The sequence below is a fragment of the Roseivivax marinus genome, from assembly GCF_900109705.1.
In the GTDB taxonomy this organism is placed as follows: Bacteria; Pseudomonadota; Alphaproteobacteria; order Rhodobacterales; family Rhodobacteraceae; genus Roseivivax; species Roseivivax marinus.
Genome location: NZ_FOAI01000012.1, coordinates 115858 through 124538 on the forward strand (window position 1 = coordinate 115858; position 8681 = coordinate 124538).

Consider the following 8681-nt stretch of genomic DNA (forward strand, 5'->3'; position numbering starts at 1 on the left):
AAGAAGGCCGGACGGCGCGGACTGGACAAGCGGGCGCGACGGGGGGCAGAACGGCGGGGCGACCGGAGGGAGAGCGCATGGACATCGAAAGGCTTGCCGAGGGCGTCCTCGCCGGCGACCGCCGCGCGCTGGCACGCGCCATCACGCTGGTGGAGAGCGGCCGCGCCGATCACCGCAGGGCGGCGGTTGACCTGATCGGGCGCTTGAACGACGCCGACCACGGGCGGCAGGCCATGCGGATTGGCTTGTCGGGCACGCCCGGCGTGGGCAAGTCCACCTTCATCGAGAGCTTCGGGATGATGCTCACCGGCGCCGACCTCCGGGTGGGCGTCCTGGCCGTCGACCCGTCCTCGGCGCGCTCGGGCGGGTCGATCCTGGGCGACAAGACGCGGATGGAGCGGCTGTCGCGTGCTCCCAACGCCTTCATCCGTCCGTCGCCCTCGCAATCTCACCTGGGCGGCGTGGCGCGGCGCACCCGCGAGGCGATCGCGCTGCTCGAGGCGGCGGGCTTCGACGCGGTTCTGGTGGAGACCGTCGGCGTGGGCCAGTCCGAGACCGTGGTCGCCGAGATGACCGATCTGTTCGTGCTGCTGCTGGCGCCCGGGGGCGGGGACGAGCTTCAGGGGGTCAAGCGCGGCATCATGGAGATGGCCGACCTCCTGATCGTCAACAAGGCGGACGGCGACCTTGCCGCCACCGCCACGCGGACCTGTTCGGATTACGCCGGCGCCCTGCGGCTTCTGCGGAAACGGCCGCAGGACCCGGAGGGCTTTCCGAAGGCGCTTACCGTCTCGGCGATGGAGGAGAACGGGCTCGAACGTGCCTGGGATGAGATGCGCGCGCTGGCGGACTGGCGCCGCGAGACCGGTCACTGGGACGCGCGCCGCGCCGAGCAGGCGCGCTACTGGTTCGAGGCGGAGGTGCGGGCGGGGCTTCTCGCCCGGCTCTCGCGCGAGCCGGTGAAGGGGGCGATGGAGGCGCTGGCCCGGCAGGTCGAGGCCGGAACCACGACGCCGGCCCTTGCCGCCGCGGAGGTGCTGACCGATGTGCTGGGCCTCGGGCCCGAGGCCGGGGAGACGGGGCTTGACGCGGAGACGTCGCTCGCATAACGAAGCCCGACCAGATTCCGGGCGCGGGCGGATCGCACGCGCCTTTTGATATTGGCGGGGGCGCGTCCCTCGCGACAAGACGAGGACGAACCCATGTCGCGTGTCTGCGAACTGACCGGAAAAGGGCCGATGGTTGGCAACAACGTCAGCCACGCCAACAACAAGACCAAGCGGCGCTTCCTGCCGAACCTCAACGACGTGACGCTCCAGTCCGAATCGCTGGGCCGCGGCATCAAGCTGCGGATCTCGGCCTCGGCGCTGCGCTCGGTCGACCATCGCGGTGGTCTCGACAAGTTCCTCGCCAAGGCGAAGGACGTCGAGCTTTCGGCGAAGGCACTGAAGGTGAAGCAGGAAATCGCCAAGGCGCAAGCCTCGGCCGCTGCCGAAGCCTGATCGTCTGACCATGACGTACGGGATGCCCCGGTCGCACCTGCGGCCGGGGCATTTCGCGTGGTCCCGGCGGCGCGACGCGTGCTCTGGCCTGCGACGCCGCGGGCGGTTGCCCGGCGCACCGCCGCGCGGCATGAGGGACGTATGACCGTCGCTCCCGTTCTTCGCGTGCTTCTGCTGACGCTCTTCGCCCTCGCGGGCGTGGAGGCGGCGATCGCGCGCGGTCTGCACCCGGTCTCTACCGTCGTGCTTTGCCGGGGCGCGACGGCCGAGGTCGTGACCCTCGGTGCGGACGGCACGCCGGTGCGCCAGAGCGCGCTGTGCCCCGACGCCGGCGCGGCGATCTTCACCGATGCCGGTCTTCCGGTGGCACTGGGCGCACCGGTTCGACGTGTGGTCCCGTGCCGATTCGCCGGGGCCCGCGTCGCCGGCCGCGCGATGCCTGCACCGCAGGCTACGGCAAGGGCGCCTCCGGGCCTTGTCTGATCCCCATGGACCACAGACACCTACCCGGAGACGACAGACATGATCCGCACTCTTTCCCTTGCCGCCACGCTCGTGGCCGGCACCGCCGCCATGGCCGCGGCTGACATCACCATTCACGACGCCTACGCGCGCAGCGCCACCCCGGTCGCAAAGTCGGGTGCGGCCTTCATGGTGATCGAGAACGACGGCGCCGAGGCCGACCGGCTGATCGGCGTGGCCTCCGAGGCCGCCGCCGTGGTCGAGCTGCACACCCACGCGCAGGACGACACCGGCATGATGCTCATGCGGCCGGTGGAGGGCGGCCTGGAGATTCCCGCCGACAGCTCCCATGCGCTGCAACGCGGGGGCGATCACGTCATGTTCATGGGCCTCACCGAAGGGTGGGAGAACGGCGACACGATCCCGGTCACCCTGACCTTCGAGCGCGCAGGCGACGTGCAGGTCGACATCGTCGTGGACCGCGACCGCCAGCCGGCGCAGGACGGCGAACACGGCGCCATGCAGGGCATGGACACCGCCCCGACGAACTGACGGGACAGGGGGCCGGGCCGGGATCAGCCCCGCGCCCGGCCTCCGGACAGCACCCGGTCGACCCAGTCGGGGACGATCTCGCTCGCCGGGCCGATCTCGTGGCGGTCGAAGGCGGCGGAGACGTCCGATTCCGCGAGGTTCAGCTCCAGCGTCTCGACGCCGGCGAGCCGGGCCTCCTGAACGAAACCCGCGGCGGGGTAGACCTGCCCCGAGGTGCCGATCGCGACGAAGAGGTCCGCCGCCGCCAGCAGCTCCGCGATCTCCTCCATGTGGTGCGGCATCTCGCCGAACCAGACCACGTCCGGGCGTCCGGCTGGCGCACCACAGGCGGGGCAGGGCTCTTCGGGGCGCATCTCGGCAGGCGCCGGCCAGCGGTGATCGCAGGCGGCGCAGAGCGCGCGGTCGAGGGCGCCGTGCATGTGCAGGACGGTGGCCCCGGCGGCCTCGTGCAGCCCGTCCACGTTCTGGGTCACGATCACCACGCGGCCGGGATGATCGCGCTGAAGTCGCGCCAGCGCGTGGTGGGCCGGGTTGGGCGCGGCGCCCGCGGCCTGCGCGCGGCGCATGTTGTAGAACTCCTGCACGCGGGCGGGATCGCGGGCGAAGGCCTCGGGCGTGGCCACGTCCTCGATCCGGACCTTGCTCCAGAGCCCGTCCGTGTCGCGGAACGTCCCCAGCCCGCTTTCGGCCGAGATGCCCGCCCCGGTGAGAATGACGATGGTGTCGGCCATGGCTGCCCCCTTTCGCGCCGGTCGCCCCTTGGGTATCAGACGGGCATGACCCAGCGCATCCTCTTCGTCTGCCTCGGCAACATCTGCCGGTCCCCGTCCGCCGAGGCGGTCGTCCGCGCCAAGGCCGAGGCGTGGGGGATGGACCTGCACCTCGACAGCGCGGGCACCGGCGACTGGCATGTGGGCGAGCCGCCCTACGGACCGATGCAGAAGGCCGGCGCGGCGCGGGGCTACGACCTCGCCCCCTTGCGCGCGCGGCAGGCGGAGCGAGCGGATTTCGACCGCTTCGACCTGATCCTGGCGATGGACGCGCAGAACCGGGCGGACCTTGAGGCCATTGCGCCCGCGGAGGCCCGTGCCCGGCTGGAGATGTTCACCGACTACCTGCCCGCGGGCGAGGCCGACCACGTGCCCGACCCCTACCACACGCGGGACTTCGACGGCGCGCTGGACCTGATCGAGCGCGCGGCCGACGGGCTGCTGGACCGCCTGAGGGGCTGAGGCCCGCGCCTACTTGCAGGGGTCGTGGCCCCAGTTCATCAGGGAGTAGCGCCAGTCGGAGCTCTCGGGGTCGTCGTCCGGGCCGCCCTGCGCCGTGTGACGCTTGATGTAGGCGACGACCTTGCCCATGTGCGCCCACTGGTCGTCCGAGAGGTCGCCCTTGTTGGTGCGCTGGATCTTCACGATCTTCCGCCCCGAGGCATGGCCGGTGGACTCCCCGTCCTCGCTGTCGCCGACCTCTTTCGACTCCTCCGTCTCGAGCCAGTCCTCCAGCTCCTTGGGGGACATGTTCACGAGCTCCTGCCACTCGTCCCAGACCTCGTCACGCGATTTCGCCATGGGGTGCTCCTGTCTGCGGTGTCGCGGGAGAACAAGCGGGCGAAGCGGGGGGTTCCGCTTAAGGAAATTTATGGACAGGTTGCAACACGAGTTTCGCGGGCATGGCCCGGGGCGAACACGTTTTGACCCCGGCAAAGCCGGGGGCGCGCCTCAGCTATCCATCTTCAGAGCCGAGATGAACGCCTCCTGCGGGATCTCGACCTTGCCGAACTGGCGCATCTTCTTCTTGCCGGCCTTCTGCTTCTCAAGCAGCTTCTTCTTGCGCGTCGCGTCGCCGCCGTAGCACTTGGCGGTCACGTCCTTGCGCATCGCCGAAAGCGTCTCGCGGGCGATGACCTTGGCGCCGATCGCCGCCTGGATCGGGATCTTGAACATGTGGCGCGGGATCAGGTCCTTGAGCTTCTCGCACATGGCGCGGCCGCGCTGCTCGGCGCGGTCGCGGTGGACCATCATGGCGAGCGCGTCCACGGGCTCGTCGTTCACGAGGATCTGCATCTTCACGAGGTTGTCCTCGCGGTAGCCGATCATCTCGTAATCGAAGCTGGCATAGCCCTTGGTGACCGATTTCAGCCGGTCGTAGAAGTCGAAGACCACCTCGTTGAGCGGCAGGTCGTAGACCGCCATCGCGCGGCCCGCCACGTAGGTCAGGTCGAGCTGGATGCCGCGCCGCTCCTGGCAGAGCTTGAGCACGTCGCCGAGATACTCGTCGGGGACCATGATGGTCGCCTTGATGCGCGGCTCTTCCACATGCGCGACGGTCGAGGGGTCGGGCATGTCGGCGGGGTTGTGCAGGTCGCGCCGCTCGCCGTCCTTGGTGTAGAGGTGGTAGATCACCGACGGCGCCGTGGTGATCAGCTCGATGCCGTATTCCCGCTCCAGCCGGTCGCGGATCACCTCGAGGTGCAGAAGCCCGAGGAAGCCGCAGCGGAAGCCGAAGCCGAGCGCCGCCGAGGTCTCCATCTCGTAGGTGAAGGAGGCGTCGTTTAGCGCGAGCTTTTCTATGGCGTCGCGCATGTCCTCGAAGTCGTTCGCGTCCACCGGGAAGAGTCCGCAGAACACCACCGGCACCGACGGTTTGAAGCCGGGCAGGGGCGTCTCGCAGGGGCGCTTTTCCAGCGTGATGGTGTCGCCCACGCGGGTGTCGCGGACCTGCTTGATCGAGGCGTTGAGATAGCCGATCTCGCCGGGGCCGAGTTCCTCCACGGCGGTCATGCGCGGGCGGTAGACGCCCACGTCGTCCACGTCGTAGGTGCCCCCCGTCTTCATCATCCGGATGCGGTCGCCCTTCTTGAGGGTGCCGTCGATGATCCGGACGATACAGATCACGCCGAGATACTGGTCGTACTTGGAGTCGACCAGCATCGCCTTGAGAGGCTTCTCCGCGTCGCCCGCGTCTGGGGCGGGCAGCTTCGTCACGATGGCCTCGAGCACGTCGGGGATGCCGACGCCGGTCTTGGCCGAGATCAGGCAGGCCTCGGAGGCGTCGATGCCGATCACGTCCTCGATCTGCGCGCGCACCCGGTCTGTGTCGGCGGCCGGCAGGTCCACCTTGTTCAGCACCGGCACGATCTCGTGGTCGGCGTCGATGGCGGTGTACACGTTGGCCAGCGTCTGCGCCTCGACCCCCTGGGTGGCGTCCACCACCAGCAGCGAGCCCTCGACCGCCTGCATGGACCGGGCGACCTCGTAGGCGAAGTCCACGTGACCGGGCGTGTCGATCAGGTTCAGCACGTAGGTGTGACCGTCCTCCGCGGGATACTCGATCCGGACGGTGTTGGCCTTGATCGTGATGCCGCGCTCGCGCTCGATATCCATCGAGTCGAGGAGCTGGTCCTGCATGTCGCGTTCGGCGACGGTGCCGGTGAGCTGGATCAGCCGGTCGGCCAGAGTGGATTTCCCGTGGTCGATGTGGGCGACGATGGAGAAATTACGGATGCGCTCGCGTGGGATCATTCCCGCGATATGACGCGGGCGCGCGACCCGGTCAAGGTGGCGCGGGGGCGCAGTCGCCCCTTGTGACGCGGGGGGTCCGACGCGTCGCGCACGTCGCGGGGAAACCGCGCCCCGCCGCCTGCGTTGGTCGGGCACACCCACGGTCCGCCGCCGCGCGGGCCGGACAGACATCCGACGACAGGAGACAGTGCATCATGGCAGAAGTGGCAATGCGGATGACCGCAACCGGCAAGGTCCAGGGCGTGGGCTACCGCGATTACCTCCAGACCGAAGGCGCCAAGCGCCACGTGCGCGGCTGGGTCCGCAACGCCGCCGACGGCAGCGTCGAGGCGGTGCTGGCGGGCGAGGCGCTCGACCTCGAGGACATGGCCAAGGTCATGCGGGACGGACCCGACGGCGCGGACGTGGCCGACGTGTCCTCCGAGCCCGCCGACGCGGACGACGTGCGCGGCTGCAAGGACATCGAGGTTCGCGACTGATAAGCGGCCCGAAGAAAGTGAAGGCGGCCCTCGGGCCGCTTTCGTGAATTGCCAAATCCCGGATTATGCGCGATTGTTTGCGTCATCGGCAGTTCGGCCGGATGCATCGGGCGCATCTCAAGACGCCCGGCCCGGCCCAGACGGGGACAGAGGCGCATGAAATCGATCATCATGGTAGTGGTGTGCGGGCTGACGCTCGCCGCCTGCGGTCAGCGCGAAAGCGTGTCGCGCGGAGCCACCTTCGCGGGCCCGAGCTTTGCCAGCGGCCCGATGAAGACCGCGTGCCTGCGCAGCGATCGCAAGGCGCGCAACGACAGGCTTTGCGGGTGCATCCAGGCCACGGCCGACCGCTCGCTCAGCGGCGCCGAGCAGCGGCTAGCGATCAAGTTCTTCAAGGATCCGCACCACGCTCAGGAGATCCGGCAATCGGACCGTCCGAAGCACGAAGAAATGTGGCGCAACTACAAGGCGTTCGTGTCGCGGGCCGAGCGAAGCTGCCGCGGCCTCTGAGGCCGCGCTGCATCCGGAGCAGCTGGTCGCTCAGGCGTCCAGGAAGGCGCGCACCGAAGCCTCGAACTCGCGGGGCTTCTCGGCGTGCAGCCAGTGCCCGGTGCCCGGCAGGGCGGCAAAGCGCGCCTTGGGAAAGTAGCCGCGGATGCGGTCGCGGTTGTCGCGCGAGACATAGTCGCTGTCGCCACCGGCGAGGAACAGCACCGGGTTCTCGAAGGTGCCCTCGATGTCGTCGGGCCAGCCGACGATCTTGTCCATCTCGGCCGCGAGCACGTCGAGGTTCAGCACCCAGGCCCTGTTCGCGACGTCGAGCGACTGGGTGAAGAAACTTTGCAACGTCTTTTCCGGAACGGTGTCGGCCAACTGGGCGGCAGCGTCGGCGCGCTTTTCAACGCGCGAGAGGTCCACGGCACGCATCGCCTCGACGTATTGCATCTGCGAGTGGCTGTAGGTCACCGGCGCGATGTCCGCGACCACGAGACGGCGCACCAGCTCGGGCCGGGTGAGCGCCAGCGCCATGGCCGCCTTGCCGCCCATCGAATGACCGACCACGTCCACCGGTCCGCCGATCGCTTGTATCGTGTCGGCAAGGTCGCCCGCGAGGTCGGCGTAGGAATGGCTGTCGCTCCACGGGCTCTGGCCGTGGTTTCGCATGTCCACGGCCGTCACCGGCCCACGATCGGAGAGGCGCTTGGCGATCACACCCCAGTTCCGGGCCGAGCCGAACAGCCCGTGCACGATGACAAGATGTGGCGCGTCGCCGTCGGAGTTCTGGGAAATTGTCGCGAGTTCCATGTGCCCAGCGATAGACCGGCGCGCGGCCGGGCGCCAGTGGGCCGCGTGCATCACCCTCGCGGCGGAGGCCACGTCGGGGATGTTCCGTTGCCCGCGAACACGGTAAATTCCGGACCATGATCACCCACGACGACCTCACCGCGCGCACCGGGCGCATCGAAAGCCTCCTGAGGGACCGGCTTGGCCTCAAGCACGGCTCGCTCGGCCGCCGCGCGGCGCGGGCCGGGCGTCGCCTGCCGCGCGCGATCCGCGCCGACCTCTGCCGTATTGGCGAGGCGGTCCAGCTTTCGGGGCATCCGCGCCTGCGTCACGCCTCCGAGGGCGGAGAGATCACGGCCGCCTGCGAGCGGGTGGAGCAGCACCTGGCGGGGATCGACGTGCGCGACCGGCGGATCGGCGCGGCGCTGGGGCTGGCGGCGGTGATCGGCTTCAACCTGCTGGTCGTGGCCGTGCTGTTCATCGCCGTGCTGCGCTGGCGCGGGCTGGCGTAACACCGCACTGGAGGGCGCCGGCCCCGCGCGATGGAGGCCGGCGCGGACCGGAGCTTACATGTCCGGATAGATCGGGAAGCGGGCGAGCATCTCCGCGACCTCGGCGCGGACCTTGGCCTCGACCTCCGCGGTGTCGTCGGGGTTGGCCGCCAGCGCGTCCACGATCTCGACGATCCAGTCGGCGACCTGCCGGAACTCGGCCTCGCCGAAGCCGCGGGTGGTGCCGGCCGGCGTGCCGAGACGGATGCCGGAGGTCACCGTGGGCTTCTCGGGGTCGAACGGCACGCCGTTCTTGTTGCAGGTGATGTGCGCGCGGCCCAGGGCGGCCTCGGTCGCGTTGCCCTTCACGCCCTTGGGACGCAGGTC

Annotated in this window: 12 protein-coding genes and 1 pseudogene; 8 read left to right on the forward strand and 5 right to left on the reverse strand. The window is 69.6% G+C overall.

All coding sequences use genetic code 11. From position 1 onward, the window contains the following. The first annotated feature begins 77 nt into the window (after nt 1-77). The 4 genes from meaB to BMX29_RS14820 all read left to right on the forward strand — a co-directional run bounded on the left by meaB (nt 78) and on the right by BMX29_RS14820 (nt 2516). Complete coding sequence (gene meaB / locus BMX29_RS14805; RefSeq protein WP_092814238.1) at nt 78-1109, forward strand: methylmalonyl Co-A mutase-associated GTPase MeaB; 1032 nt, start codon at nt 78-80, stop codon at nt 1107-1109. Between the two features lie 93 nt (nt 1110-1202). Then, nucleotides 1203-1502, forward strand: a complete 300-nt coding sequence (rpmB, locus tag BMX29_RS14810) for a 50S ribosomal protein L28 (RefSeq protein WP_043843256.1) — start codon at nt 1203-1205, stop codon at nt 1500-1502. Between the two features lie 141 nt (nt 1503-1643). Then, nucleotides 1644-1985: a hypothetical protein gene (locus BMX29_RS14815; protein ID WP_092814241.1), complete on the forward strand. Its 342-nt coding sequence runs from the start codon at nt 1644-1646 to the stop codon at nt 1983-1985. Between the two features lie 39 nt (nt 1986-2024). After that, on the forward strand, nt 2025-2516 hold the full coding sequence (locus tag BMX29_RS14820; protein ID WP_092814244.1) for a copper chaperone PCu(A)C: 492 nt from the start codon (nt 2025-2027) through the stop codon (nt 2514-2516). A gap of 23 nt (nt 2517-2539) precedes the next feature. Here BMX29_RS14820 and BMX29_RS14825 read toward each other — a convergent pair whose 3' ends face one another. Further along, the gene (locus tag BMX29_RS14825) at nt 2540-3247 is read right to left on the reverse strand and encodes an NAD-dependent deacylase (protein WP_092814247.1); all 708 of its coding nucleotides are present in this window, start codon (nt 3245-3247) and stop codon (nt 2540-2542) included. A gap of 45 nt (nt 3248-3292) precedes the next feature. Here BMX29_RS14825 and BMX29_RS14830 point away from each other — a divergent pair, with 45 nt between their 5' ends. After that, nucleotides 3293-3748 (forward strand): low molecular weight protein-tyrosine-phosphatase, encoded by a 456-nt coding sequence (locus BMX29_RS14830; protein ID WP_092814249.1) that lies wholly within the window; start codon nt 3293-3295, stop codon nt 3746-3748. A 9-nt stretch (nt 3749-3757) separates the two neighbouring features. On the opposite strand, the gene BMX29_RS14835 is transcribed toward BMX29_RS14830, so the two are convergent. Together BMX29_RS14835 and lepA are read right to left on the reverse strand one after the other, a co-directional pair. Then, the gene (locus BMX29_RS14835; protein ID WP_092814251.1) at nt 3758-4087 is read right to left on the reverse strand and encodes a DUF3140 domain-containing protein; all 330 of its coding nucleotides are present in this window, start codon (nt 4085-4087) and stop codon (nt 3758-3760) included. Nucleotides 4088-4237: 150 nt separating this feature from the next. Then, nucleotides 4238-6040 carry a translation elongation factor 4 gene (gene lepA / locus BMX29_RS14840; RefSeq protein ID WP_092814254.1) on the reverse strand — a complete coding sequence of 601 codons (1803 nt, stop codon included), beginning with the start codon at nt 6038-6040 and terminating at the stop codon, nt 4238-4240. A 194-nt stretch (nt 6041-6234) separates the two neighbouring features. Here lepA and BMX29_RS14845 point away from each other — a divergent pair, with 194 nt between their 5' ends. Beyond that, a complete protein-coding gene (locus tag BMX29_RS14845) occupies nt 6235-6519 on the forward strand; it encodes an acylphosphatase (RefSeq protein ID WP_043843265.1) in 285 nt (94 codons plus the stop codon). A gap of 156 nt (nt 6520-6675) precedes the next feature. Further along, a complete protein-coding gene (locus tag BMX29_RS14850) occupies nt 6676-7029 on the forward strand; it encodes a hypothetical protein (RefSeq protein WP_043843266.1) in 354 nt (117 codons plus the stop codon). Nucleotides 7030-7059: 30 nt separating this feature from the next. On the opposite strand, the gene BMX29_RS14855 is transcribed toward BMX29_RS14850, so the two are convergent. Next, nucleotides 7060-7824, reverse strand: coding sequence for an alpha/beta fold hydrolase (locus BMX29_RS14855; protein WP_092814277.1), 765 nt, complete (start codon nt 7822-7824; stop codon nt 7060-7062). A gap of 116 nt (nt 7825-7940) precedes the next feature. Here BMX29_RS14855 and BMX29_RS14860 point away from each other — a divergent pair, with 116 nt between their 5' ends. Further along, nucleotides 7941-8315, forward strand: coding sequence for a hypothetical protein (locus BMX29_RS14860; protein ID WP_092814256.1), 375 nt, complete (start codon nt 7941-7943; stop codon nt 8313-8315). 54 nt (nt 8316-8369) lie between these two features. Here the strand turns inward: BMX29_RS14860 and glyA are convergent. After that, nucleotides 8370-8681: pseudogene (gene glyA / locus BMX29_RS14865) on the reverse strand (serine hydroxymethyltransferase); the annotation flags it as partial.

Coding starts and splice junctions, on each gene's coding strand:
- lepA (WP_092814254.1), bottom strand. CDS start 6,040: ATGATCCCACGCGAGCGCATCCGTAATTTCTCCATCGTCGCCCACATC.
- BMX29_RS14835 (WP_092814251.1), bottom strand. CDS start 4,087: ATGGCGAAATCGCGTGACGAGGTCTGGGACGAGTGGCAGGAGCTCGTG.
- BMX29_RS14855 (WP_092814277.1), bottom strand. CDS start 7,824: ATGGAACTCGCGACAATTTCCCAGAACTCCGACGGCGACGCGCCACAT.
- BMX29_RS14850 (WP_043843266.1), top strand. CDS start 6,676: ATGAAATCGATCATCATGGTAGTGGTGTGCGGGCTGACGCTCGCCGCC.
- BMX29_RS14845 (WP_043843265.1), top strand. CDS start 6,235: ATGGCAGAAGTGGCAATGCGGATGACCGCAACCGGCAAGGTCCAGGGC.
- BMX29_RS14815 (WP_092814241.1), top strand. CDS start 1,644: ATGACCGTCGCTCCCGTTCTTCGCGTGCTTCTGCTGACGCTCTTCGCC.
- BMX29_RS14825 (WP_092814247.1), bottom strand. CDS start 3,247: ATGGCCGACACCATCGTCATTCTCACCGGGGCGGGCATCTCGGCCGAA.
- BMX29_RS14830 (WP_092814249.1), top strand. CDS start 3,293: ATGACCCAGCGCATCCTCTTCGTCTGCCTCGGCAACATCTGCCGGTCC.
- rpmB (WP_043843256.1), top strand. CDS start 1,203: ATGTCGCGTGTCTGCGAACTGACCGGAAAAGGGCCGATGGTTGGCAAC.
- BMX29_RS14860 (WP_092814256.1), top strand. CDS start 7,941: ATGATCACCCACGACGACCTCACCGCGCGCACCGGGCGCATCGAAAGC.
- meaB (WP_092814238.1), top strand. CDS start 78: ATGGACATCGAAAGGCTTGCCGAGGGCGTCCTCGCCGGCGACCGCCGC.
- BMX29_RS14820 (WP_092814244.1), top strand. CDS start 2,025: ATGATCCGCACTCTTTCCCTTGCCGCCACGCTCGTGGCCGGCACCGCC.